18 protein-coding genes are annotated in these 25,391 nt (G+C 65.7%); 9 read left to right on the top strand and 9 right to left on the bottom strand.

The window, feature by feature from the left end; all coding sequences use genetic code 11:
• Nucleotides 1–140: 140 nt before the first annotated feature.
• Nucleotides 141–392 (bottom strand): alpha/beta fold hydrolase, encoded by a 252-nt coding sequence (locus tag ACIBCN_RS42165; RefSeq protein ID WP_396998197.1) that lies wholly within the window; start codon nt 390–392, stop codon nt 141–143.
• A gap of 193 nt (nt 393–585) precedes the next feature.
• On the opposite strand from ACIBCN_RS42165, the gene ACIBCN_RS42160 reads away from it, so the two are divergent.
• Entirely contained in the window at nt 586–1,254 is a 669-nt protein-coding gene (locus ACIBCN_RS42160; RefSeq protein ID WP_396998195.1) for a lysophospholipid acyltransferase family protein, read from the top strand.
• A gap of 15 nt (nt 1,255–1,269) precedes the next feature.
• On the opposite strand, the gene ACIBCN_RS42155 is transcribed toward ACIBCN_RS42160, so the two are convergent.
• Complete coding sequence (locus ACIBCN_RS42155) at nt 1,270–8,109, bottom strand: amino acid adenylation domain-containing protein (RefSeq protein ID WP_396998193.1); 6,840 nt, start codon at nt 8,107–8,109, stop codon at nt 1,270–1,272.
• 842 nt (nt 8,110–8,951) lie between these two features.
• On the opposite strand from ACIBCN_RS42155, the gene ACIBCN_RS42150 reads away from it, so the two are divergent.
• Nucleotides 8,952–9,971 (top strand): alpha/beta hydrolase, encoded by a 1,020-nt coding sequence (locus ACIBCN_RS42150; protein WP_396998191.1) that lies wholly within the window; start codon nt 8,952–8,954, stop codon nt 9,969–9,971.
• Nucleotides 9,972–10,038: 67 nt separating this feature from the next.
• On the opposite strand, the gene ACIBCN_RS42145 is transcribed toward ACIBCN_RS42150, so the two are convergent.
• On the bottom strand, nt 10,039–11,121 hold the full coding sequence (locus ACIBCN_RS42145) for an FAD-dependent monooxygenase (RefSeq protein ID WP_396998189.1): 1,083 nt from the start codon (nt 11,119–11,121) through the stop codon (nt 10,039–10,041).
• 85 nt (nt 11,122–11,206) lie between these two features.
• On the opposite strand from ACIBCN_RS42145, the gene ACIBCN_RS42140 reads away from it, so the two are divergent.
• Nucleotides 11,207–11,686 carry a TetR/AcrR family transcriptional regulator gene (locus ACIBCN_RS42140; RefSeq protein WP_396998187.1) on the top strand — a complete coding sequence of 160 codons (480 nt, stop codon included), beginning with the start codon at nt 11,207–11,209 and terminating at the stop codon, nt 11,684–11,686.
• A 156-nt stretch (nt 11,687–11,842) separates the two neighbouring features.
• Complete coding sequence (locus ACIBCN_RS42135; protein WP_396998185.1) at nt 11,843–12,559, top strand: spermidine synthase; 717 nt, start codon at nt 11,843–11,845, stop codon at nt 12,557–12,559.
• 6 nt (nt 12,560–12,565) lie between these two features.
• On the opposite strand, the gene ACIBCN_RS42130 is transcribed toward ACIBCN_RS42135, so the two are convergent.
• Nucleotides 12,566–15,406, bottom strand: a complete 2,841-nt coding sequence (locus ACIBCN_RS42130) for an RND family transporter (RefSeq protein ID WP_396998228.1) — start codon at nt 15,404–15,406, stop codon at nt 12,566–12,568.
• A 50-nt stretch (nt 15,407–15,456) separates the two neighbouring features.
• Nucleotides 15,457–15,870 carry an MmpS family transport accessory protein gene (locus ACIBCN_RS42125; RefSeq protein WP_396998184.1) on the bottom strand — a complete coding sequence of 138 codons (414 nt, stop codon included), beginning with the start codon at nt 15,868–15,870 and terminating at the stop codon, nt 15,457–15,459.
• Nucleotides 15,871–16,345: 475 nt separating this feature from the next.
• Here ACIBCN_RS42125 and ACIBCN_RS42120 point away from each other — a divergent pair, with 475 nt between their 5' ends.
• The 3 genes from ACIBCN_RS42120 to ACIBCN_RS42110 all read left to right on the top strand — a co-directional run bounded on the left by ACIBCN_RS42120 (nt 16,346) and on the right by ACIBCN_RS42110 (nt 20,013).
• A complete protein-coding gene (locus ACIBCN_RS42120) occupies nt 16,346–18,382 on the top strand; it encodes a M3 family metallopeptidase (protein ID WP_396998182.1) in 2,037 nt (678 codons plus the stop codon).
• Entirely contained in the window at nt 18,382–19,248 is an 867-nt protein-coding gene (locus tag ACIBCN_RS42115) for an alpha/beta fold hydrolase (RefSeq protein ID WP_396998180.1), read from the top strand. The genes ACIBCN_RS42120 and ACIBCN_RS42115 overlap by 1 nt, the downstream gene beginning before the upstream one ends.
• A 99-nt stretch (nt 19,249–19,347) precedes the next feature.
• Nucleotides 19,348–20,013, top strand: coding sequence for a serine protease (locus ACIBCN_RS42110; protein WP_396998178.1), 666 nt, complete (start codon nt 19,348–19,350; stop codon nt 20,011–20,013).
• Nucleotides 20,014–20,016: 3 nt separating this feature from the next.
• Here ACIBCN_RS42110 and ACIBCN_RS42105 read toward each other — a convergent pair whose 3' ends face one another.
• Complete coding sequence (locus tag ACIBCN_RS42105; RefSeq protein WP_396998176.1) at nt 20,017–20,637, bottom strand: TerD family protein; 621 nt, start codon at nt 20,635–20,637, stop codon at nt 20,017–20,019.
• A gap of 218 nt (nt 20,638–20,855) precedes the next feature.
• A complete protein-coding gene (locus ACIBCN_RS42100; RefSeq protein WP_396998175.1) occupies nt 20,856–21,347 on the bottom strand; it encodes a C40 family peptidase in 492 nt (163 codons plus the stop codon).
• Nucleotides 21,348–21,646: 299 nt separating this feature from the next.
• Between ACIBCN_RS42100 and ACIBCN_RS42095 the strand changes: the two genes are divergently transcribed.
• Nucleotides 21,647–22,120, top strand: a complete 474-nt coding sequence (locus tag ACIBCN_RS42095) for an NUDIX hydrolase (RefSeq protein WP_396998173.1) — start codon at nt 21,647–21,649, stop codon at nt 22,118–22,120.
• Nucleotides 22,121–22,157: 37 nt separating this feature from the next.
• Here the strand turns inward: ACIBCN_RS42095 and ACIBCN_RS42090 are convergent, their stop codons facing one another.
• Both ACIBCN_RS42090 and ACIBCN_RS42085 read right to left on the bottom strand, forming a co-directional pair.
• Nucleotides 22,158–23,447, bottom strand: a complete 1,290-nt coding sequence (locus ACIBCN_RS42090; protein WP_396998171.1) for a calcium-binding protein — start codon at nt 23,445–23,447, stop codon at nt 22,158–22,160.
• Between the two features lie 207 nt (nt 23,448–23,654).
• Nucleotides 23,655–23,834 carry an RNA polymerase sigma factor region1.1 domain-containing protein gene (locus ACIBCN_RS42085; protein ID WP_150403419.1) on the bottom strand — a complete coding sequence of 60 codons (180 nt, stop codon included), beginning with the start codon at nt 23,832–23,834 and terminating at the stop codon, nt 23,655–23,657.
• Between the two features lie 326 nt (nt 23,835–24,160).
• On the opposite strand from ACIBCN_RS42085, the gene ACIBCN_RS42080 reads away from it, so the two are divergent.
• Entirely contained in the window at nt 24,161–25,390 is a 1,230-nt protein-coding gene (locus ACIBCN_RS42080) for an exo-alpha-sialidase (RefSeq protein WP_396998169.1), read from the top strand.
• The last annotated feature ends 1 nt before the right edge of the window (nt 25,391 follow it).

Here is a 25,391-nt window from a genome sequence, read left to right as displayed (position 1 = left end):
TCCTTCCTCCGCTGCCAGCTCGAGAAGGCAGCGGGACCCTGATCGCATACTCCGGTATGCAACCATTCATCCCTACCCTCGGCCGCGGGTGAAGCCCCGAATTCCTGCGAATATCGACCGCTGATCGGCCGCCGCGGGAATCAGCGGAAGAAGTCCCGCAGTTCCGCCGCGACGAGTTCGGGCTGCTCGTCGGTGAAGGCGGCGGTATGCCCGACACCGGCCAGCGTCATGTACTCGGCATCCGGCAACACGGTGTGCAGTCGATCCAGCGCGTCCCGCAGATAGCCGACACTCTTGCTGCCACCGAGTGGCAGTGTGTCGCAGCGCAGTTCGGCAACCCGGCCCCACTGATCGCCGACACTGCGGACGATCTCGAATTCTGTCGAACGCACTGTATTACTCCGCATGCGACCAGCCTGAACTCCGCCGATTGCATCGCCCTTGCATCGTGATGGCGTCCCGACTACCGCAACATCATGAGCACCATCGCCCTGCGTCGAGTAACACCACACGGACAGAACCGCACCACCGGCGCCGGTAATCTGATTCAAGGGCTGCGATGCCGAAACCGTGTGGGGGTAGTTGATGAACGAGAAAACGGTCCGGCGGCCGAAGGGGCTCGGTAAGCGCGCGTGGGTGACCACGAAACTGGCTCGCCGCGTCCTGCGCGCGCTGGCCTGGTCGAATGTCGTGCGCGTCACCGTGATCGGCCGCGAAGCCGTGCCGAAGACCGGCCCGGTGATCGTGGCCAGCAATCACATCTCGATGCTGGACGCGGTCTTCCTCTGGGGTGCGCTGCGGCGCCGGGCCATCGCCATCGCGATGGCGGAGCTGTGGTCGTGGCCGGTGGTGGGGTGGCTGGTGCGACGGCTCGGCCAGATTCCGGTGTTGCGCCGCGACAGCGAGTCCGGCCAGACCGCGCTGTCCCAGGCCGAGCAGATCCTCCGGCACGGCGGTGTGCTGCTCATCTATCCAGAAGGCCGACTCGTCGCACCCGGCGAGCAGGAGCCCTACAAGCCCGGTGTCGCGAAACTGGCGCTGGCGACCGGAGTTCCGATCATTCCGGTGGGAACCACCGGAACCAATCGTGTACTGCCCATGCGACGCACCCGTGGCAGCGGCCCCGCCTTCGACCGCAGCCAACAGGTGACCATCCACTTCGGCGCCCCCATCGACCCCGCCGACTTCGATGATCCCGAAAAGCTGCTCGACCAGCTGCGGCAGCAGATCGAAAACCTGCGCGCAACGGAATGATGTACCGGCGCAACGCTATTCGTTGGCACTGCCGATCGGCGTCGGCAGGAATCCGGACTTCATGAAGGCGCCGATGTAGGTGTCGAGCACGCTCTCATCGATCGGCAGGCAGCTGATCGCGCTGCCGGCGAGCGCTCGTCGCGTGTTGGCGCAGTCCACCACGAGGTCGGCCGCGCCTGCCGCATAGTTGTTGCCGAGTAGGGCGGCGCGGACCAGGGAGTCGTCACCGGCCAGGTAGCGGGTGTTGGCTTGGTCGGCGAGGCGAAGTCGGACGGTCTCGAGTGATTCGGTCTCGATGGGCAGACCGTGGGTGCGCAGGCGCTCGAAGATGTCGCGGATCGCCAACGGGGTCTCGTTCACCAGGTGATATGCGGTGTCGCGGGTGGAGGCGAGGGATATCTCCACGATGGCGCGTGCCACGTAGGTGACCGGCGCCAGCGAGATCGTCGCGGCACCGACGTCGGGAGCCATGCCGAGAATCGCGGCCGCGCGGATCATGTTCCAGAACGAGTCGTCGGCGCTGTTGACACCGATTTGCAGGTCACCGGAAACCAGTCCGGGCCGGTAGATCCTGGCGGGCACACCACGTTCGCGTGCCTGCAGGACCAGTTGCTCGGCGGCCCATTTGCTGGCCACGTAGCCCTGCGCGGGCAGCTCGTCGGCGCTGATCCGGGTGCTCTCATCGACCGAGGCGCCGGGGTGGACGGTGGAAATCACCGTGTTGATGGTGGAGACGAAATGGACCGGCTTGACCCGTTGAGTTGTCGCCAGGCGCAACACCTCTCGGGTTCCCTCGACGTTGGCGAGACGCAGGCGAGCGTACGGCTCGAGGTGGTTGACGTGCGCCCCGTTGTGGTAGATGACGTCGATCCGTTCGGCCAGCCACGCGTGGTAGGTTTCGGAGAGCCCGAGCGACGGTTTGGCGAGATCGCCGAGCACCGGCATGATCCGCGCCTCGGGCACGTCACCCCACAGCTGGTACCGCTGCAACGCGTGGGAGATCCGTTCGCGCGCAGCGGGAATGGTGTCGGCACGGACCAGACACCAGACGACGGCGTCGGTGCGATCGAGCAGTTCGCGTAGCAGGTACGCTCCCACGAAACCGGTCGCGCCGGTCAACAGCACGTCGCGCGCGGCTCCCTGGCGGATCGGTTCGACGCCTACGCTCGAAACCTCCGGTCCGAGTACCGCGTCCGCGGTGATCATGGCCGGGCTGTGCACCGGCGCATCCGCACCGTCGATGCGCGCGGCAAGGCTGCGCACGGTGGCGGCGCTGAACAGCGTTGCGACGGGCAGCTCGACGCCCAGCCGAGCCGACAGCGCGTGCTGCAGTGTGAGGGTGAGCAACGAGGTGCCACCTCGCGCGAAGAAATCGTCGTCGGCACCGATCTGGCCGACTCCGAGCACCTCCGCGAACACCTCCGCGACGATCCCCTCTGTCCGCGTGGCAGGCGCGCGACAGGTCGCGGCTTCGAAGGTCGGCTCCGGCAATGCCTTTCGATCCAGCTTGCCGACCGGCGTCAGCGGAATCTCGTCGAGCGGCACGATCGCGGCGGGCACCATATGCCGTGGCAAACTACGCTCGGCGTACTCGATGAGCCGATCCGCATCGAGCGCACGGCCAGGCACCGCACGCACATACGACACCAGAACCGTTTCCCCGGTGGCGGTTTCGTGTCCGATGGTGACCGCGAAGTCCGCGTCTTCGTGACCGGTCAGCACCGCGTCGATTTCGCCGAGTTCGATGCGGAAGCCGCGGATCTTCACCTGGAAGTCCGTGCGCCCGACATACCGCAGATCCCAGGGGATTCGCGCGAACGTGGCAGCGTCCGCCCGCTGTTCCGGCGGCGCGTTCCAGCGCACCAGGTCGCCGGTACGGAACATTCGCGTACCAGGCTCACCCCACGGATTCGCCACGAACCTATCCGCCGTGAGTCCGGCACGGCCGTGGTAGCCGCGGGCCAAGTTCCCTCCGGCCAAATACAATTCGCCGGTAATGCCGGGCGGCACCGGATGCAACCGCGCGTCCAGGACCAATGCCGATACACCGTGCACCGGCCCGCCGATGGTGATCTCCCGGCCTGCCGTTTGCGCACCAAGGGTCACGGCGATGGTGGCCTCGGTCGGACCGTAGGCGTTGAGGTATCGGCGGCCTGGCTGCCACTTCGCCACCAACTCCGGCGTCGTGACATCACCGCCGATCAGCAACGTCTCGGTCGGCACACCGGTGGGATCGACGGTGCTCAGCACCGCGGGGGTGGTGCTGCAGTGCGTCACTCGCTCGTCACGCAGCACCGCCGCGAACTCCGGCCCGCCGAGCACGCTGGGCGGCAGGACGACCAAGGTCGCGCCGACCGACAATGTACACAGCCACTCCAAGGCCGCCGGATCGAAACTCGGCGAAACCGAGTGCAGCAGACGATGAGTCGGCTCGAGTCCCAGGGCATCCACGGTGTGCTCGATCAACCCGGACAGACCGGCATGGGTGACCATGACGCCCTTCGGCACACCCGTCGAACCGGAGGTGTAGATCAGATACGCCGGATTGTCCGGGCGCAGTGCGGAGATCCGGTCGGCGTCGGTGACCGGCGCGGCCGATCGGCGCGCGCACACCACCTCGATGGCGGGGTGATCGATCACCAGCCAGGTGACCTCGTCGGGCAGCCGATCGATGTACTCGGCGGTGGTCAAGCCGATCACCACCGCCGAATCGGTCACCATATGCCGCACCCGTTCCACCGGATAGGCCGGATCGACGGGCACATACGCGCCACCGGCCCTGCTGACCGCGAGCGCCGCCGCCAGCATCTGATAGGAGCGCGGGAAGGCCAGCGCGACAAGCCGTTCCGGACCTACCCCGAGGCGGATGAGGAATCGCGCCAGCCTCGACGAATATTCGTCGAGTTCACCGTATGTAATCGAGCGCCCCTGATCACGCACCGCGATCCGGTCGCGCCCGTACCGCACGCCGCGCAGCAGCAGATCCGGCATCGGTGTCGTCGCCGCGGCGCGGTGGACCCGGGTGAGCGCCGCGTACTCGTCCTCGGCCAGCAGTGCGAGATCACCAACCGGCTGATGCGGCCGCGCGACGATCGCCGCGAGCAATCGCACGAACCTGGCGGCCATCACCCGAATGGTGGCTTCGTCGAACAGATCTCGTGCGAAGGAGAACTGTGCGGCCATACCCTCGGCCGTCTCCCGGATCGCCAGCGACAGGTCGAACTTTTCGATGCCGGTCTCGAAATCGACTGCGGCAACGCGCAATCCTGGCAAGTCGAAGGTGGCATCCGGCAAATTCTGGAAGACGAAACCGACCTGGAACAACGGATTACGAGCCGTCGACCGATCCGGGTTCAGCGATTCCACCAGTCGCTCGAACGGGATATCGGCGTGCTCGAACGCCCGCAGATCTACCTCGCGCACCTGCTCCAGCAGCGCACCGAAATTCTGCTGTCCGCAGACCTTGGTGCGCAGCACCAGCGTGTTGACGAACATGCCGATCACCGCGTCGAGTTCGCTCTCGCCGCGCCCGGCCACCACCGTGCCGACCGCTATGTCGTCGGTGCCCGACCAGCGGGCCAGGAAGGTCGCCAGCGCGGTGTGCAGCACCATGAAGACCGTTGCGTTGTGCGCACGGGCGAGCTCGGCCAGTCCGTGCGGTATCTCGCCGTCGATCGAGAACAGCACGTGTCCACCGGCGAACGACCGCAGGGGCGGGCGGGGCCGGTCGAAGGGCAGCTCGAGCTCATCGGGCAACCCGGCCAGCGTGGTACGCCAGTAACCGACCTGCCGCGAGATCAGGCTGTCCTGGTCTGTCTCGGCGCCGAGCGAATCTCGCTGCCAGATGCTGAAATCGGCGTACTGGACCGGCAGCGGAGTCCAATCCGGTACCGCACCGGCCGATCTGGCCGCGTAGGCCAGCATCATGTCGCGGGTCAACGGCGCCATCGACCAACCGTCACTGCAGATGTGGTGCGCGACGAACACCAGCACGTGCTCGGTTTCGGTGTCTGTGTCGACCCGAAATAGGCTTACCCGCAAAGGAATCTCGACCGCAACGTCGAACCCGGCGGACGCCACTTCGACAATCCTCGGCAGCACGTCGGCCACCTCGACAACTTCCGGCGTGAGGTCGACAGCCGCTTGTTCGATGAGCTGGATCGATTGGTAGGCAACACCATTGTGCTGCGGGTACACCGTGCGCAGTATCTCGTGCCGGGCGATCACGTCCCCGATGGCCCTGCGTAGCGCCGCTACCTCCAGAGCACCGGTCAACCGCACCGCGACGGGGATGTTGTAGACCGCCGACTCCTTGTCGAACTGGTTGAGAAACCACATTCGCTGCTGCGCCATCGACAGCGGAATCCGCTCCGGCCGCGGCCCTGCCACCAACGCCCGGCGGCTTCCGGTTCCCAGATGACGCCCTACTTCGGCAGCTAGGGCGGCTACCGTCGGCGCCGTGAAAAGCAGCCGCGCGGGCACCCGTGCGTCCAGTGCCGCACCGAGCCGGGCCGCGACCTGCGTGGCAAGCAGCGAGTTGCCTCCGAGCGCGAAGAAGTTGTCGTCCAAACCGATTCGGCCGACATCGAGCACCGCCGCGAACACGTCGGCCACCGCTTCTTCGACGGCACTCGCCGGCGCGCGGAACACCGCGTTCTCGGCTACCGGCGCGGGTAGCGCCTTGCGATCGAGCTTGCCGTGCGCGGTCAGCGGTATCGCGTCGACGAAGACGAAGGCCGACGGCACCATGTACTCGGGCAACACTCGAGCCACCTCGGTGCGCAACGCCGCCACCGCCGGCGGTCCGACCAGATAGGCCACGATCCGCCGGTCGCCCGGGACATCCTCGCGAACGACAACGGCTACTTGGCGAACGCCTGCCGAGGCCGATACCGCGGCCTCGATCTCGCCGAGCTCGATGCGGAATCCGCGCACCTTCACTTGATCGTCGGCACGCCCCAGATATACGAGATCGCCGTCGGCGTTCCACGAGGCCAGATCGCCGGAGCGATACAGCCGGGACCCGTCGGAGACAAAGGGATTGGCCACGAACCGCCCGGCGGTCAAGGCCGGATTGCCGAGATACCCCCGCGCCAGTTGCGTACCGGAGAGGTATATCTCGCCCGCTACCCCTGTCGGCACCGGGCGCAACCGGGCGTCCAACACCCAGATCCGCAAACCCGGTATGGCAGAGCCGATTACGCTGCGGCTGCTGGCCGAAACACGCTGCATCGTCGCGTGGACGGTCGTTTCGGTGATGCCGTACATGTTCACCAGCTGCGTTCCGCCGTGCCAGGCGCGCCAATCGTCGAGCCGGTGGAACTCCAGTGCCTCGCCACCGAACACGATGTACCGCAACGACAACGGGGCGATATCGGCGTCGGCCGACGTCGCGCGGTCCGCCTCGGCCAATTGATAGAACGCCGAGGGGGTTTGGTTGAGCACGGTTACCCGCTCGTCGCGCAGCAGCTCCAAGAACTGGTCGGCCGCTCGCGAGACGTCGTAGTCCACCACGACCAAGGTGCCGCCGTGTAGCAGCGGTCCCCAGAGCTCCCACACCGAGAAGTCGAACGCGTAGGAATGGAACATCGTCCAGACGTCACGGTGGTCGAAGGTGAACTGCGACCGAGTATTCGAGAAGAGCGTCACGACATTGCGGTGCGGAATCTGCACCCCTTTGGGACGCCCGGTCGAACCGGAGGTGTAGATCACATACGCGAGGTTGTCCGGGTGCAGCGGGCTTGTCCGGTCCGCGTCAGTAACCGGCGAGCCGTCCGAGTCGTTAGAGTCGTGCACCGTGATCGAGGGTGCCGCCGTAGGCAGGGTGATCCCCTGCTGCGTCACCACACACGCGGGCTCGGCGTCGGCGAGCAGGTACGTGATCCGGTCCGCCGGATACGCCGGATCGACCGGCAGATAGGCGCCGCCCGCCCGCACCGTCGCGAGCAGCGCGACCACCAGGTCCAGTGATCGGGGCAATGCCACCGCCACCAGCTTCTCCGGACCGATGCCTAGCGCGATCAGCCTGCGCGCCAATCTGTTTGCCCTAATATCCAATTCGCGGTAGGTCAGGGTCGCCGCGCCGAATTTGACCGCGGTCGCGTTCGGGTGCGCCGTCACCACCTTGTCGAACAGCTCGGTGAGCGTCATATCCCGCTCGACCGACGCGGAGCGCGGGAGCAGGGTGGCGAAGAACTCGCGGAGCGGTCTCGGCGCGTGCCCGTGCGGGCGCGCGACGATCGCGGCCACTGCTGCCTGCGTGACCGGCACAGCGTCGAACACGCCGGTCGAGCCCGCGGTCACGTAAGCGATGTCGTCGTCTTGGATAGGACGCAACCGATCCTGGTACGTCACCGGATCGCCCGACAGCTGGGCGAGTTCGCCCCGCACGGCGGCATCATCGACAATCAGCCATTCGATCGAGCCGAGATTGCGGGCCGCACTCGATCCGGACCACGGCGTACCCGCCATCAGACCGAGTGCGGGTCGGGTGTCGGACAGCAGATACTCGGCCTGTCGCACCGGTGCGTTCGGGTCAAGCACGACGAAGCCCGCGCCGGTTTTCGCCACCGCCCACAGCGCCGACACCGCCTCGATCGGCGCCGCGATGGCCACCGCGACGAGATCCCCCGGACCGACGTCGCGACCGATCAGCAGCCGCGCCAACCGCGACGACGCCTCGTCGAGCTCGCGATAGCGCAGCACCGCCCCCGGCCACACCACGGCCGCACCGTCCGGATCGGCCTCCGCCGCCACCGCCAACAGCCGAGGCAGGATCGCCGCCTTGGTCCGTCGCGGATGGACTGGCCGCGTGCGCACTGGTTCTCGCACCGGCCCGGACGCGTTATCGGTCACACCTATCTCCCCTACACATTCGATTACCCCAGCAGAGTGCTCATAGTTCGTCGCCGGTTATTGGTCACCTGACCAGTTCGTGACACGGAGACATTTTCGGGTCGGTGGCGTCGCCGTCGCCCCAACCGTCGGATTCTTATCATGAACCCGCCGATCTACCGCATACCGAGCTTTCCAATTGAAAATAGCCAGTCATTAGCTCTTTCCTTGGAATAGTAACCAAAATAGTTCACATTCCGCACCGGAAGGGCGTCTGAGCGCCACTCGGCTTCAGCGCGTCATGATTTGGTGCGACAACCGGGTTCGCCGTTGCCAGCTAACCCGAGCATCGTCGCAGCCGTGTCCTAACCGTATCGATCCAGACCGAGCTCTCGTAAGCACCGGACGGACTGACATGCGCGATCGGCCCCAGATCGGATTAACGACTGGAGTCCTATTTGCAAACAGTTACCTGCAAGTCACATTGCTTACTATTTGCCACACTCCAGTTTACTGGGATACTCCGTGACTCAACGCACATATACCCTTTGGATATAATTAGGATTCTATGATGGTTTGATTACGCCGGTCAATCCGATGGGTACTGCACTCCCCTAAATTCAGTCAGAACCTTTCACACCGCTCTACGTACGCTCGTCGAGACCATCCGCTCACCACGAGCCTGCTCGATCGAGCCACCGTCGAGACCCTCGACACCCGGCCAGTCCGACGTGGGTACAGTCACTGAACGGCACTGTTGTGTAACAGATTCGCCTCGCCGGAAGACGGAGTGTGTGGGGATTGGGGCGGCCCGCGCCGGTCGAAGCACAGCCGATAGGGAGTACTAGATAGATGCATGTTCGATGAAGCTTTCCGCACTACGCAGCACCGCAGCCTTGCGAACCACCGTTCTCGCGCTCGCCGCCACGCTGTCGGTCAGCCTGCTCGGCGGAACCGCCTCGGCTGAGCCGCAGAAACCGTCGGCCGTCTCCTCCATCACCAAGGACGGGCGCACCTGGCACCTCAAGGTTTATTCCGCCGCGATGGGCACCGACGTCGCGGTCGACGTGCAGCGTCCGGCCGACGAGTCCAAGCCCGCGCCGAACCTCTACATGCTCAACGGCCTCGACGGCGGTGAGGGCACCGCGAGCTGGCAGGCGCAGACCAAGGCGCTGGAGTGGCTGTCCGACAAGTCGGTCAACGTCATCCAGCCGGTTGGCGGCCGAGGCAGCTACTACACCGACTGGCTCAAGGCCGACCCGGCACTCGGCGTGAACAAGTGGAAGACCTTCTTCACCGAGGAGCTGCCGCCGCTGCTGGACAAGACGCTGCAGTCCACCGGGCTCAACGCGTTGACCGGTCTGTCGACGTCAGGCACCTCGGTGTTGCAGCTGGCCGAGGCCAAGCCCGGCCTGTTCAAGACCGTCGCCGCCTACAGCGGCTGCGCGCAGATCGCCGACCCGGCGGGTAAGCAGTTCGTGAAACTCGCCACCGAGACCTGGGCGGGTGGCAACACCGAGAACATGTACGGCCCCGACAACAGCCCGCTGTGGGCCGAGAACGACCCGGTGATCAACGCGGAGAAGCTGCGCGGCACCCTGCTCTACGTCTCCAGCGGCAGCGGCATCCCGATGCTGGACGACGTCAAGTACTACCTCGGTAGCTCGCCCGGCCCCTCCGGCGCGGTCAACCTCAGCCTGGGTGTGATCATCGAGGCCGCCGTCAACGGATGCACGAACAACCTCAAGAGCCGGCTGGACTCGCTGAAGATCCCGGCGACCTACCAGTTCAACCCCGTCGGCACCCACTACTGGCCGTATTGGGAAGAGGCACTGCACAATTCCTGGCCGCTGCTCGCTCAGGGCATGGAACTGCCGCACTGACGACCACACGGGAGGAGTCCGATCGGACTCCTCCCGTAGTCGGTGGTGTACCTCGACCGGCTGAAAATTATTGCCTGTCAACACCTTCGGCCGATGCCTCACCGCCGAACATCGCGGCGGCCGCTCGGCCATTGCTCTGATTCTCGGCGACATATGGACGCAGTTCCGTCTCGTACGCGGTGAACGCGCTCGGGTAGTCGCCGTCCGCGTCAGCCAATGCCCTGGCCAGCGTCCGGGCCCCGATCAACGCCTGCGAGGTGCCCGCACCACTGGTCGGCGCCGCGCAGTATCCGGCGTCGCCGAGGAGTGCGACCCGGCCGCATGACCAACGATCGAGGCCGACCTGGCAGGACGAGCTGAAGTAGAAATCATCGGCAGCGGTCATCGCCTCGAGCAGATGCGGTGCCTGCCAACCATTCCCGGCGAATGCCGCACGCACTGCGCGCTCCTGCTCCGCCCGATCGCGCCGGTCCAAGGCGGGCGAGTCGGTGGCGAAGGAGAGGCTGACGGTCAGCCGGTCGCGGTCGGCGGCACTGAAGAGGTAGATCGCCGTGCTGCCCGCGGACTGCAACAGTCCGGAGTGGTCGAGGCCGAGGTAGTTGGCAGTGGTGAATCCGGCACCGGAAAGCCCTAGGTGACAGACCATCTCGTCATGCGGGCCGAAAGCCAGTTGCCGAACCTTCGAGTACACCCCGTCCGCGCCGAACACCAGATCGAACTCGCGAGCAGGCCCGTGCTCGAACTCGACCGTGACGCCGGACTCGTGCTCGGTCAGGGCGGAAATCGAGTCGCCGAATACGTATTCGACACTGGCCGCGGTGATTTCGTGCAGGATCCGGGTCAGCACCCGCTTCGGCACTTCGAGTTCACCGGCGAACGCCTCGGCGGGGAGTTGCCCGATCTCGGTACCCGCCTCGTCCAGCAGCGCGGTGCCGTGCATCTCCGTCTCGTGCTCGCGGATCGCGGCGAGAATGCCCATCTCCGCCAGGACGTCCAACGCGGCGCCGCGGAAGTCGACGGCATAGCCGCTGTCCCGGGGAACCGGCGCGCGCTCGACCACGGTCACCTCGTATCCATCGCGGTGCAGGAAGTAGGCAAGGGCGGGTCCGGCAACGCTCGCCCCGGAGATCAGGACCTTCGACTTCGTCATGAGATCGACAGTAGCGAACTTTTGCCCATTTGGTCAATCCATATGGATAAACCATTTGGTCAAGTCATTCGGTATGCTGTGACGCATGGGTAACCGAGAGGACCTGCTGGCCGGGGCGAAGGCGTGCTTGATCGAACGCGGCTGGGCGCGCACCACCGTCCGCGACATCGCCGCCGCGGCCGGCGTAAGTCATGCCGCGATCGGCTACCACTTCGGCTCCAGGGACGCACTACTCACTCAGGCTCTGGTACAAGCGGTGGACGAGCTCAGCGACGAACTCGCCCAGGTCCCCGCCGACAAGCCGGAGCAACGCTGGCAAGCACTGATCGACAGCTTCACCACCCATCGCGCCCTGTGGGTAGCCCAGCTCGAGGCGATGGTGCAGGCCGAGCGCTCCCCCGAGGTGCGCGCCCACCTCGCCAAAGGCCAGCGCGAGGGACGCGAAGGAATGGGCGGCTCGGTCCCACTGGCCCTACTGACCGGCCTGATGATGCAATGGCTACTGGACCCCGAACACGCCCCCTCCGGCGCGGACGTAACCACCGAACTGCGCGCATTGAGCTGAACGCATCCGAAATGCATTGCTGGACAACTGATCACGGGGAACTGGTGTCACGGCCCACTCGGCCGATGCCAACACCAGTTCCCCGTGATCAGTCGACCGACTCCAAAGAGGTGCCGTCGTACGAACGGGCCTGCCATAGGGCCTATCGTCACTGCGATGAGCGCACACTTCGAGGAACTGGGCTGGCAGCAGACGGCGATGGGGGAGATCAGTTTGCGGCGGCGGTTCGAGCCGACGGCGCGCGTCGACGTTTATGAGGTGAAGCTCGGTGACGAGTACCTCATGTCGAGTCTGTTCACTGTTGCGGAGCGTGAACTCGCGCGGTTGGGGTTGGCGCGGACCGGCGGCGAGGACTTGGACGTGATCGTCGGGGGTTTGGGATTGGGCTACACCGCGCACGAAGCGTTGCGGGACAAACGGGTTCGCAATCTCACGGTTGTCGAATACTCGGACGCAGTCATCGATTGGCACAACCGCGACTTGCTGCCCGACACCGCCGGATTGGCCGCAGACAGCCGAATCAACCTGGTATGCACCGACTTCTTCGCCGCGGCGGCGGGCACGGCCGGGTTCGACCCGGAAAGTCCGGGCCGAACCTACGACGCGATCCTGCTCGACATCGATCACTCACCACGCCACGTCCTGCACCAACCGCACACCGCCTTCTACACCGAAGACGGCCTGCGGGCGCTGTCCGCACATCTCGCCCCACACGGCACTTTCGCCCTGTGGTCCGACGACGCCCCGGACGATCAGTTCCTGTCGATCCTCGGAACTGTCTTCACCGACGTCGAAGCCGAACAGGTGCCGTTCGACAACCCGCTGACCCGAGGCCAGTCGACCAACACGATCTACCTCGCCAGTCGGCGCTGACCGTAATCAACCGCGACTGCGCAGGATATTGATCGGCCACCAGAACCAGCGACCGGACAGCGCCGCGATGGCCGGCACCACGAATGACCGAACTATGAGCGTGTCGAGAAACAGTCCGATGCCGACGGTGGTACCGATTTGGGCGATGTTGTGCGCGTAACTCACCAGCATCGCGAACATCGTCACGCCGAAGACAAGCCCCGCAGTGGTAACTACCCCACCGGTATTGACCATCGAACGGATGATTCCGGTTTTGATCCCGGCCGCCAACTCCTCCTTGAATCGGCTCACCAACAGCATGTTGTAGTCCGCACCAACGGCGACCAGGAAGATGAACGACACCGGCGCCACCGACCAGTGCAACGGATTGCCGATAAGGTGTTGCCAGATAAGGACAGTCAGCCCCAGGGCGGACAGATACGACAGGGCGACGGTGCTGATCACCGCGACAGCCGCGACAAGGCTACGCAGCAGAATCAGCACCACACAGAACACGAACGCGAACGCGGCCACCACGCTGGTGATGAAGTCCTCCCGCGCGAACGCCTCGATATTGAGCAGCGTGCCGCCGGGACCGCCGATGCTGACCGTGCTTCCGGCCAGCGACGTGCCTTTCATCGCCTGCAACGACGCCGGAATGATCTTGGCGCTGAGGTCCATGGCGTCCCGGCTGAAGCCCTCCATCTGCGGCGTCACCACCATCCGCGTCACCTTGCCGTCCGGCGAGAAGAAGAACGGCAGAGCGCTTTTGAACAGTGGACTGTCGAAAGCTTGACTCGGCAGGAAGAAGAATCCGTTGGGATCGCCCGCGGTGAAACCCTTACCGACTTCGTCGAGGAACTGGGTGATCTCCGATATCTGCGGAAGCAAAATATTCAGCGTGCCCCGCAGCGGCGCGATGACGCCGTTCACCTGCGTGATGAAACTCTGCAGGCTCGCGATTTGGGCACCGAGCTGCGGAAGTGCTTGCGAGGCAGCGCGAGCGCCGCTGACGAGACCGTCGACGGTGTTGTCGAGCTGTCCGACATCGTCGAACAGCGAGAAGCCGGTGAGTGCGGCCTGGCAGGCACGGACATCTTGACAGTTCGGGATCGAAGTAACGAATTGCTTTGCGGGCCCGGCGGTATCGCGCAGCGAGTTCAGTTTCTCGACGACACCACCGACAGCCGACTGCAACGCGACGGCACTACCGTTCACCTGAGCGAACCCCTGCTCCCCGGTGTCGAGCGCGGCCTGCACGCCTTTGACCGTGAGATTCAACTGGTCGATCTGCCCGGCGAGGCCGGTCAGGTCGTCGAGGCGCGGGGCGAGCATGCTCTTCAACTGGGTGAAGCGATTGCCGATGTAGCCTGCCTGATTGGTCAGCGTGCCCTCTTCGAGCGGCGTGGTCAGCGGACGCGTAATGCCCTGCACCGCACTGACTCCGGGGACTTGCAACACCGCGTTGGTCAGTTTCGCGAGCGCGATCAGATCCGCGGGATTGCGCAGATCGTGATCCGATTCGACGAGGAACATGCTCGGCGACATGATGTTCGGCGGCAAATGCCGGTCGGCCGCGGCGAAGCCCAGGTTGGCAGGTGAATCGCTCGGCTGGGCGATGCGTTCGTTGAAACTCGGCCGGAAGGTCGGCAACACGAGTATCGCCAGCACGAGCACAGTAAGACTGGCGACTAGTACCGGCCCGGGCCAGCGGACCACGGCGGTCGCGATCCGCCGCCACCGACGCTGCGACGACTGCGCACGCGGCTCCAGAAAACCGAGGCGGCTGCCGAGCGCCAGCAACGCCGGCCCCAGCGTCAATGCCGCTGCGAGAGTGACGCTTACGGCGATCGTGCACGGCAAGCCGGAGGTGCTGAAAATCGCGAGCCTGGTGATGGACATGCAGGCGGTCGCGCCGGCGACGGTCAAGCCCGACGCCACGATGATGTGCAGCACACCGTGCAGCGCTGTGTAATACGCCGTTTCCGGATCCTCGCCCGCACGCCGCGCCTCTTGATAGCGACCGAGCAGGAAGATGCCGTAATTCGTCCCCGCACCGAGCACGATCACCGCCAGCAACGCGGAGGCGAAGATCGAGACGCCGATCACCTCGTGGTCGCCCAGGTAGGCCACCACGGGCCGGGCCACCGCCAGACCCATCCCGACGGTCAGCAGCGGCATCGCCACCGTGATCGGCGAGCGATAGACGCAGAGCAGAACCACACCGACCAGCCCGGCACACACCAAGATGAGCAGCAGCATCGAATCGTTGATCGCGACGAGCTCATCGTTGACGACCGCGGACGGGCCCGTCAGGTGCACCGCGATTCCGGGTGGCGGTGGGGTGTCGGCGATGATGTCCCTGGCCGCCTGGGTGGATTCCATGGCCAGCGCCGTGCCCATATTTCCGGCCAGGTTGAGCAGCACATACGACACTTTGCCGTCGGAACTCTCGCTCGCCGGGGCGAAGGTCGGATTCGACCACAGGTCCATCGCGGCGTTGACGTGCGTTTTGTCCTTGCTCAGCCGATCGAGCAGCGTCGTGTAATAGCGGTGCGCGTCATTGCCGAGCGGCGCGTCCCCTTCGAGCAGCACGTAGACGAAATTGTTCGTCCCCGCCCCGCCGAAGGAGTTGCCCATCTTGACGATCGCCTGCACCGAGGAGGCCTCGTCCGGCAGAAAAGACTTGGCATGCCCGTTGACGACGGTCTCCAGTTGGGGGACAAAAAGATTGAGCCCACCGGCGACCAACAACCACACCGCGATGATCGGCAGCGAGAACATATAGAGCAGCCGGGCCACCAACGGTCGGCCGGACCGGCGGCGGGCAAGCGTCCGGTCGAACGGCACCGACAACTCCGCGCGCATCCGGACGAGCACCTCGCGCGTGCGGATCGAGGCGCGCGTCATTCGCTCGTTCATGACACCGGCACCGTGCAGTTGACCGCGGCGAACCGTCCGTTCGACACCTGCGCATCACGGGGCTGCCCATCGATGACTATCCGGCACGAGACCTGGTCGGCCTCCGACTGCGCGACCACACCCGTCGACAGCGTCAGCCGGTGGGTGCGCAGCGAGGTCCGCCACGGCAGGTCGGTCGAGACGTCCTTGACGTTGCCCTGCTCGTCCAGATACGACAGCCGCACCGGCATTCCACTCGGACCGTCGATCTCGTAGTCGACGACCTTCTCGCTCGGCCGCCCCAGCACCGGTGGCGCGCTCGAATGCCCGATCGCCAAGTCCGGAATCTCGCTCAGTCGCAACCGCGCGATGAATACCGCGGTAACGGCCAGAACCAGGAATACCACGCCGTACACCCAGGCACTCTTCATGACTTTCTCCGCTATCTGTTCGAGCCCTATGTCCTTTTGCCAGCACATCGGCAGCCAACTCGACAAGTCACGGATCTCTGTCGTCAGCGGTACATTGCCGTGACGCACGGTAACAGACACTATTACATATCAGCAATATGGCATAAGCCATACAGCAACAGCGCTTTGACCAGGGAGTTTGGTTCGTCAGAGAATCCGACTGGTACTGGCATTGGCCGAAACCGTCTATCTTCGCCGCGTCGAGATCGGGGTGAATCAGGCCGAGCTTGCCCGGCGCGGGAGGTTCACGCATACCAACGCGGCGTAACCGGCGCTTCGCCAGTCGAGCTGAGGTGAGGCTGCCCCGGAGTCAGGCCATTGCCGGATGACACCGTAGACGCGAAACATGTTGGAACCGTGGGCGTCCCAGCGACTACGGCGGGGCAATGCGCACATCCACCGGCGACCGAACGCCGATCCGGCATAGGGTTCAGTTATGACGAGCAACCCGTTCTTCGAGCGCAGCGCGCTGCCCTACCAGTTGCCCCCGTTCGCTGAGATCGGCGAGGAGCACTATGTGCCCGCGTTCGAGCGCGGCATGGCGGAGCAGCTTGCTGAGGTCGCCGCGATCACCGCCGGGGAGGGCGAGCCGACGGTCGCCAATACCGTCGAGGCACTCGAACGGTCGGGTGCGTTGCTGACCAGGGTGTCCAATGTCTTCTTCAACATCTCGTCGTCGGATTCCAGCGCGGGCACCGACGCGATCGAGGCGGAGATGTCCCCGAGGTTGGCCGCGCACCGGGACGCCATCCACCTCGATCCGGCGCTCTTCGCCAGGGTCGAATCGCTCTACCGGCGCCGCACCGAGCTGGGTCTGAATGCCGAGGAACGGCGGCTGGTCGAGCAGTATCACCTCCGGTTCGTCCGCGCCGGTGCCGGACTGGATGCCAAGGGCCAGGACCGGTTACGCGAGCTCAACACCGAGATTGCCGCGGCGACAACCGAGTTCGGGCAAAACAACGTGGCCGCCAGAAACGCCGCGACGGTGATCCTGGACAACGCGGACGAACTGGCCGGACTCAGCCCCGCGGCGGTGACCGCCGCGGCCGAGAATGCCCGATCGGTCGGCCGCGAGCATGCCTGGGCGCTGAGTCTGCAGAACGTCTCCAACCAGCCTGTTCTCGCCTCGCTGGCCGACCGGGAGGTGCGCCGCCGAGTGATGACGGCCTCGCTGGGGCGCGGCCTGACCGAGGACCATGACAACGGCATCCTCGCCGTCCGCATCGCCACCCTGCGCGCCGAACGCGCCGCATTGCTCGGCTACCCCGACCACGCGGCATACGCGGTGGCCGATCAGACCGCGCGGACCCCCGAGGCGGTCGAAGAGATGCTCGGGCGTCTCGTCCCGCCCGCGGTCGCCAACGCGGAACGTGAAGCGGCCGAACTGGCTTCGACGAGGCAGGGCGACGACGAACTCCGCTCCTGGGACTGGCAATTCTGGTCCCAGCGGGTGCGCGCCGAGCGGTTCTCGGTGGACGCCGACGCATTGCGCCCGTACTTCGAACTCGAGCGGGTGCTGCGCGACGGCGTCTTCTTCGCCGCCGAACTGGTCTACGGCATCACGTTTCGCGAGCGCGACGACCTGGTCGGCTACCACCCGGAGGTCCGGGTCTTCGAGGTACTCGACTCCGACGGCAGCGCACTCGGCCTGTTCCTCGGCGACTTCTTCGCCCGGCCCGCTAAGCACGGCGGCGCCTGGATGAACGAGCTGGTCAGCCAGTCCCGGCTGCTGGACGCCCGGCCGGTGGTGGTGAACAACCTCAATATCGCGAAGCCGCCGACCGGTGAACCGGCCCTGCTGACCTGGGACAACGTCAGGACCCTCTTTCACGAGTTCGGGCACGCGCTGCACGGGCTGTTCTCCGATGTCCAGTACCCGTTCTTCGCCGGAACCGAGGTGCCCCGCGACTTCGTCGAGTTCCCCTCGCAGGTGAACGAGATGTGGATGTCGCATCCGGCGGTGCTGGCGAACTACGCGAGGCACCTCGACACCGGCGAGCAGATGCCCGCCGACCTGGTCGAACGCATGTCGGCGGCCGAACGGTTCGGCGAGGGCTTCCGGACCGTCGAGTACCTCGGCGCCGCGCTGTTGGACTGGGCGTGGCATCGCGTATCCGGAGCCGAGGCGCTGGCCGGGGCGGACGCCGAGACGTTCGAGGAGGAGGCGCTGCGCAAGGCGGGCGTCGCGATCGAGGCGATCCCGCCGCGGTACCGGACCGGCTACTTCGCGCACATCTTCGCGGGCGACTACGCCGCGGGGTACTACTCCTACATCTGGAGCGAGGTGCTGGACGCGGACACGGTGGATTGGTTCGACGACGGTGCCGCGTCGATCCGGGAGAAGGGCACGGCGTTCCGGCGCGAACTGCTCTCGCGCGGCGGGTCGGTGGACCCGCTGGCCGCCTTCGCGGCCTTCCGCGGCCGTGCGCCCGAGATCGAGCCGCTGCTGACCAGACGCGGACTGATCAGCTGATGCGGGTGCGGCAGTGGCGCGACGGTGGGCGCCAGCTGCGCACGCGGGCGGGCTCGGTGTTCGTCCGCTCCGCGCCCGGTGCCGGGCCGACCGTCGTGCTGCTGCACGGCTATCCGTCCAGCTCATATGACTTCCGCGAGGTCGTCGAACGGCTCGGCGGCCGGGCTTGGCTCGCCATCGACTTCCTCGGGTTCGGGCTGTCGGAGAAGCCGCGACCGCATCACTACAGCCTGTTCGAGCAGGCCGACATCGTCGAGGAGGCGGTCGCCGCTACCGTGACAGGTTCGATCGTGCTGCTGGCGCACGACATGGGCACCTCTGTCGCCACCGAGTTGCTCGCCAGGGACATCGACGGCGCGTTGACCTGCACCCTCGACCGCGCGGTGCTGAGCAATGGCAGCGTGATCCTGGAGAAGGCGTCGCTGCGGCCGATTCAGAAGATTCTGCGCGGCCCGCTCGGGCCGGTGGCGGCGCGGCTGGCGAACCGGCCGGTCTTCACTCACGAGTTCGCGCAACTGTTTTCGGCAGCGCACCCGCTGACCAAGAGCGAGGCCGAGGCGCAGTGGGAGTTGCTGTCGCACGCCGGCGGCCACCGGATCGCGCACCTGCTCACCGCCTACCTCGCGGAACGGGTGACGCACGCCGATCGCTGGCACGGCGCGGTCCGCGACTGGGATAAGCCGCTCGGCTTTCTGTGGGGCACTGCGGATCCGGTAGCCACGGTGGCCGTCCTGGACGGACTGCGGGCGTTGCGTCCGGCGGCTACAGTGGTCGAACTCCCTGGCCTCGGCCATTATCCGCAGCTGGAGGACCCCGAGGCCTTCGCAGCTGGCGCGCGGTTGCTGCTCGATATCGATAACTCTTAGGTGAATTCGATTGCGGCGTAGCCTGTTTGGAAACGCTCGACTCGGGAATCTCGCGAAAGACCCGGCCAGCCGGTGCCGGGAGATCGATCCAGAGGAGTCATGCTCGTGTCACGAACCGCACTCGTCTTCGCCGCCGCTTCGGCCGCCGCACTACTCGGGACCGCCACCGCCGCAGCCCAAACGGACCGCACCCCGCCCGCGATCGGCGGTGGTTCCGGCATCTTGGTCGACTCGCGCGTCGGGTGCACGCTGACCACCATCGGCCGGGACAGCGCGCAGCGTCTGGTCGGGTTGACCGCGGGACACTGCGGGGAGCCGGGCGCGACCGTCGTGGTGGAGGGCGATCCCGACGGTGCGACGGCGGGGCGGTTCGTCTATTCCGATCACACCCTGGACTACGCGGTCATCGAATTCGATTCGGCGCGGGTGACTCCGGTGAACCAGGTCGGCGGCACCACCATCACCGGCCTCGGCGGGCCCGCCCTGTTCCCGAATGTGGTGTGCAAACGCGGCAGCACCAGCGGGACGAGCTGCGGCGTGGTGTGGGGCGATGTGCGCGCGACCGCCACCGAGACCTGGACCCAAATGTGCGTGATGAAGGGCGATTCCGGCGCGCCGGTAGTGGTCGGCAGCACGCTGGTGGGCATGGTGAACGCCTATCTCGGCGTCGGCTGCTTCGGCCCGGAGGTCGGTACCAACATCACCTCCATCATGCACGACCTGAACACGCGCGGCGAGATCGGCGCTGGGTACCAACCGCTTTGAGGTCTACGGCAGGAATCGCGCCATCTGCGGAACCGCTTCGGCGACATGATGCGCGTAGATCCCTTCACCGATCCCGACGAAGTACCAACACTGCGGTGTGCGAACGAGTTTGCCCATCGCCAGGCCGGTGTGCGGCCCGCCGCTCAGCACGTAGCGGGTGATCTCGGCGCCGGACGTGGTGTCGACGAGACGGAAGTACGCGTTCTCGATCTGCGCGAAACTCTGTTCCGAGTAGGAGGTTACGAGGAAGATCACCGACGTCACCTCCGGCGCCATATGCGCCAGGTCGACGGTGATCACCTCGTTGTCGCCGGCACCGTCACCCGTGGGGCTGTCGCCGCTGTGCGAGATCGATCCGTCGCGCGAGACCAGCTGCTCGTGGTAAACCGCGTCGAACAGGACCTCGCCCGCGAAAAGTAAAGCCGCCGAGTTCAAGTCGATCCTGCTGCCCGGGGTGACCGTGCCGTCGACATCGACCAGCAGGCTTTGCTCGGACGGATCCCAGCCCAAGGAGGCCGCGACATGCTCGGGCAGCGTGCCATCGGGATTTTGCAACGGAAAGGACAACCGTGTCCCCTTTCGCAGGGGCGAGCACGGTATCCAGCTACCGCAACGCCTAGCCAACTTCGAAACATGTACGGGCTCAGCTCAGGTCGTCACGATAGCTCCCGTCGCGCCTGCTCGACGTCGAGCGGCTCGTCACCGTTGACGATGCCGGGGGCATCCTTTCGACCGTTGCCGTTTCGGACTCGGCCCGCATATCCTGCCGACCAGTCTGTAACAGCCCGTTATCGGCGGCATACCCGCGACCATCGCCTTCAATCGTCGGCTGTCGACCGGATTCACATCCGTCGCGCTCCCGCGAACGGCATGGACGAGAGCGGCGCGAGTTCGACTCCGGTGCTTTCGGTTCCGGCGTGGATGACGGTGCCGTTGCCCGCGTAGAGACCGGAGTGACCGCCGCCGTAGAACGAGACGAGGTCGCCGACGCGCAGTTCGCTCTGCGACACCGGGGTGCCGGTGGCGAGTTGTTCGCCGCTGGTGCGCGGCAGGTCGCGACCCGCTCGCCGGTAGGCCCATTGCACCAATCCTGAGCAGTCGAAGACGTCCGGACCTGCCCCGCCACTGCCGTAGGGTGCGCCGAGTTTGGAGCGTGCGGCGCTGAAGGCACGCTCGGCGACCGAATTATCGATATCGGGAATGTCCGGAATGGTGACCTCGCCGGGAATTTCCGGAATTCCGATATCCGGCAGGCCGATCGGCCGGGCCGGAGCCGGCGCGGCGGACAGTAGCAGAGATCCCGTCGCCGCGGTCGCGACGACGAGTATCGTCATGACACGAAACCATTTGCCCTGTTCAGAGCCACGATGTCGAACTTCTTCGATGGATGCCATGGTGCGTTCCTCCGACCTCCGCCGACTCGGTGCGGAAAGATCACCGAGCCGTGAATGGATTTCGAGAACACCGGGTGTCTGTGATTCCATCGGATCCGCTAGCCATGCTCCGGCACCATTCATCGGACAGCAAGCGCGACACGCTACCTATAACGAAATAATCACCGATCGCATTTCTGTGCAATCACACGCAGATATCTGGGCAATCTCCCACCAGGCCACCACCTACTGTCGTAGCCATGGCAACTCCCGACTTCATCCGAACCATCCGGGCCGACGCGGGTCGGCAGCTGCTGTGGCTGCCCGGTGTCGGCGCCGTGGTCTTCGATGACGACGGCCGACTACTGCTCGGCCGCCGCGCCGACACCGGCAACTGGGCGATCCTCGCTGGGATGCCGGAACCCGGCGAGCAGCCCGCGGCGTGCGCGGTGCGAGAGGTGTTCGAGGAGACCGCCGTTCACTGTGTCGCCGAACGCATCGTCCTGGTCCGCGCCATGCCCGCGCACACCTATCCGAACGGCGACATCTGCCAGTTCATGGACATCACCTTCCGATGCCGGGCTGTCGGCGGCACGGCGCGGGTCAACGACGACGAATCGCTGGAGGTCGCCTGGTTCGACGTCGCCGCGTTGCCGGAGTTACCCGAGCACGATCTCCTGCGCATCGAACACGCGCTGTCCGGCGAGCCGACCTGGTTCGAACCCGCGCCCTGACGGCCTGTTCCGCGCTGGCACCGATCTGTTGCCCGCGCTACTGCTGTTCGCAGGCCGTGACGGAACCTCTCGACCCCTGGCCTTTGATGGTGCAGGTGTTCTTGCCCGCGCTGCCGTCGACGAGGTTGTTGTTCACGTCGATGGAGATGGTGTCGTCGTCGTTGCCGCCGAAGATGCTGCCGTTGTTGGCGATTGCGGTGATGGTGTCCTTGCCGGTGCCGATGTTGGGGTCGGCGCCGCTGGCGAAATCGCTGCCGTCGCCGAGTACGACGGAGTCGGTGGTGCCGACGGTGCCGACGTCGATCTTGTCGTCGCCGTTGCCGCCGATCACGGTGGCCGCGCGGGAGTTTCCGTCCTTGTTGAGTGAGGTTGCCGAGAGCACGTCGTTGCCGTCACCACCGAACACACTGGCGCCGAGGTACATGTCACCGGCCTTGATGGTGTCGTTGCCGTCGTCGCCCCACAGCGCGGCGCCCGAGCCACCGAGGGTGCCGCCGGTGATCGTGTCGTCGCCGGGCCCGCCGTGTATCCAACCACCGGTCATCTCGTCCACGGTGATGGTGTCGCCGCCCGCGTCCGCGATGGGCGCGAAGGCATCGCCGTAGATGTCGGCCGCGCCGACGGTTCGATGGATCGCGATGGTGTCCTTGCCCGCGCCGCCGAACACGGCATCGGGCGCGTCCGGCGCGGTGGCGCTGGGTGGCCGCTCACCGAGACTGACGGTGTCGATGGTGATGGAGTCGTCGCCCTCGTCGCCGGACACCCGGCCGCCGTGGGCGCCCGCAGTGGTCTCCGGCTTGGCGGGGTCCGGTTGGTAGAAGTAGCCGAGGCTGCCGACTTTGATCACGTCATTGCCCGCACCACCCACGACCGCGCCATGGCGCCCGACATTGCCGCCCGGGCCCTTCGGGATGGCCGCGTCGCAAGCGGCGGGACGGTCTTGCCCGCCGACCGTGATCTCGTCGTCGCCCGGACCTCCGTCGAGGACGCCGCCGTTCACGTCGTTGGCGCCGATCCCCTCCGCCGGGCAAATGAACCGGCCGACATTGCGCGCCGAGATCTTGTCCTTGCCCGCACCACCCAGCACCACCGCCCCCTCGAGCACATCACCCTCGATCACGATCGTGTCGTCGCCATCCCCCGCGTCGAGCACCACTCCGGCCGGGAGATTGTCGGTACAGGTAATGGTGTCGTTGCCCGGCGTCACCGCCCCGGTACACCCTGCGGGCAAACCCTCGGCCCGCACCGGGCCCGCCGCCAACACCAGCCCCGCCAGCAACGCGAAAACCCCCACAATCGAACGTGCACCGCGCGCCCGAATGACCACAGTTCATCCCTCCGTCTCACCGAAAACCTGCCCGGCCTACACCACCGCCATTCCGTATTCGTACCTGCGAGGCATCCGGATCGGCGGCACACACATCGCGGGGAAGGATCGAGGGAGGCAGCTCGTCGGCACTCGGGGGGTGAATCGAACTTCGGATAGTTCGCGAAGAGGGGCGGGGCGAAACGGTACGACGCTCGGGTCGAGCTGTTAGTCCACCGGATCCGTCTCGTAGACGGGGATCCCCCTGGCGTCCAGCATCTGGATGATGCCGACGAACTGATCGCGATCTCCGACGGCCTCCGGAACGTATTCGTTGATCTCGGCGTGGGTGATGTACTTCTGCTCGTGACCGAGGGTGATCAGTTCCTTGATTCCAGCATGGGGCATACGGTGATCTCCAGGTCTCGGGTAGCCGTACTGCTGTCGGCTCAGGGACGCCAACGCTATCAGCGGCGCGCAGGTCATCGCTGAAATATCGACGGAATCTCGAGGTTTCGACGACGGCGGCCCAGCACCGCTACGCCGCCGCAACCCGGGGCAATGATTCGGGACTCTCGATAAACACGGCACGCGATTACCCGTTCAGGTCGGCGGGCGCGGGTGCGCGGTTCGGTACGATTTCTCCTGATCTCCGCTCGCCCTGTACCGAGAACGCCGAGTTTCCAGCGTGCATTTCTGAGAACCATCGTTGTTCGATTCGAGGGGAGTATCAGTTGCGACGGATTGGTGTGCTGCTCACCGTTATCGGAGTCGGCCTCGGCTGGCCATCGGCCGGTGCCGAGCCGCCGATACCGGCGACGGCGCGCCAGCCGCTGTATCCCGACAGCAGTTTCTATCCGCGGCTGGTCCGCCTCGAGCACAGTGGTACGGCCAACGGCACCATCGTGGCGAGCATCAATACGTTGCGGCAAACCGGCGCGATCATGGCAAGTACCGACGGCGGCACCACCTTTCGGCGGCGCGGCAGCATTACCGATTCCGTCTCGAGGAAGAGCGGCCAGCTGTGCTGTTCGGCGCTGTTCGAACTGCCGACGGCGGTCGGCGATATGCCCGCGGGCACCCTGCTGTGGGCCGACACGGTGTTCTCCGACGTGCTCGACGTGGTGCTGCGGCATGTCGAACAACGGCTCTGGGCCAGCCGGGATCAGGGCGCGCACTGGGAATTCGTGTCCAGCATCGCGACGTCGAACAGCCTGTTCAGTTTCACCGACTGGGGACCGCTGTTGCCGAGTGCGTGGGAGCCGAGCCTATCGATGTCGGCGGACGGGCAACTCGTCGCCTTCTACTCCGACGAGACCGACAGCCACGAACACAGTCAGAAATTGGTGCAGGTCCGTTCCCCCGACGGCGTGCACTGGGTGAACCAGACAGACACGGTGGTCAGCGACGTCCAATACGTGCGGCCCGGCATGGCCAACGCCATCAGATTGCCGGACGGCACCTACTTCATGAGCTACGAAATCTGCAACACCGACAAGGTGCATCAGTGTCTGACCTATTTCCGGAGGTCGACGGACGGTTGGAATTACGGCGATCCGCGGTTCCTCGGGACCGTGGTGCGCACCGCCGCCGATGGTGGCTATACCCAGCACGCGCCTTATCCGGCCTGGAGTCCAGGGCCCGGCCCGAACGGCACCATCCTGCTGTCCGGCCAGATGGCGTCGAGCGTGGACGGCACGGTGACGCCGAGTACCGGCCGGACCCTGTTGGCCAACGACGCGATGGGCGAAGGCAATTGGTATGAAATGGCCGCGCCCATCGTCATCGGCGGCATCACCGACGCACCGTGCAAGAACTACAGTTCGGCACTCCTGCCCGCGACGGACGGCAAGTCGGTCATCGAAGCCGCGACCGATCTGGACAGCAACGGAGATTGCCGCGCGTATTACGCCTCGGGCCCACTGCCGGGCCCGCCCACGCCGCCCGCCCCCGCGGGCAAGTAGC

The organism is Nocardia sp. NPDC051052, assembly GCF_044456045.1.
GTDB lineage: Bacteria > Actinomycetota > Actinomycetes > Mycobacteriales > Mycobacteriaceae > Nocardia.
The sequence above is the reverse complement of the archived record's forward strand: the minus strand, read 5'-3'. Positions and strand labels throughout refer to the sequence as shown.

Bases quoted from the DNA above. Each gene is read 5' to 3' on its own strand.
- ACIBCN_RS42160 (WP_396998195.1), top strand. From the start codon at position 586: ATGAACGAGAAAACGGTCCGGCGGCCGAAGGGGCTCGGTAAGCGCGCG.
- ACIBCN_RS42150 (WP_396998191.1), top strand. From the start codon at position 8,952: ATGAAGCTTTCCGCACTACGCAGCACCGCAGCCTTGCGAACCACCGTT.
- ACIBCN_RS42145 (WP_396998189.1), bottom strand. From the start codon at position 11,121: ATGACGAAGTCGAAGGTCCTGATCTCCGGGGCGAGCGTTGCCGGACCC.
- ACIBCN_RS42140 (WP_396998187.1), top strand. From the start codon at position 11,207: ATGGGTAACCGAGAGGACCTGCTGGCCGGGGCGAAGGCGTGCTTGATC.
- ACIBCN_RS42135 (WP_396998185.1), top strand. From the start codon at position 11,843: ATGAGCGCACACTTCGAGGAACTGGGCTGGCAGCAGACGGCGATGGGG.
- ACIBCN_RS42130 (WP_396998228.1), bottom strand. From the start codon at position 15,406: ATGCGCGCGGAGTTGTCGGTGCCGTTCGACCGGACGCTTGCCCGCCGC.
- ACIBCN_RS42125 (WP_396998184.1), bottom strand. From the start codon at position 15,870: ATGAAGAGTGCCTGGGTGTACGGCGTGGTATTCCTGGTTCTGGCCGTT.
- ACIBCN_RS42120 (WP_396998182.1), top strand. From the start codon at position 16,346: ATGACGAGCAACCCGTTCTTCGAGCGCAGCGCGCTGCCCTACCAGTTG.
- ACIBCN_RS42115 (WP_396998180.1), top strand. From the start codon at position 18,382: ATGCGGGTGCGGCAGTGGCGCGACGGTGGGCGCCAGCTGCGCACGCGG.
- ACIBCN_RS42110 (WP_396998178.1), top strand. From the start codon at position 19,348: ATGCTCGTGTCACGAACCGCACTCGTCTTCGCCGCCGCTTCGGCCGCC.
- ACIBCN_RS42100 (WP_396998175.1), bottom strand. From the start codon at position 21,347: ATGACGATACTCGTCGTCGCGACCGCGGCGACGGGATCTCTGCTACTG.
- ACIBCN_RS42095 (WP_396998173.1), top strand. From the start codon at position 21,647: ATGGCAACTCCCGACTTCATCCGAACCATCCGGGCCGACGCGGGTCGG.
- ACIBCN_RS42085 (WP_150403419.1), bottom strand. From the start codon at position 23,834: ATGCCCCATGCTGGAATCAAGGAACTGATCACCCTCGGTCACGAGCAG.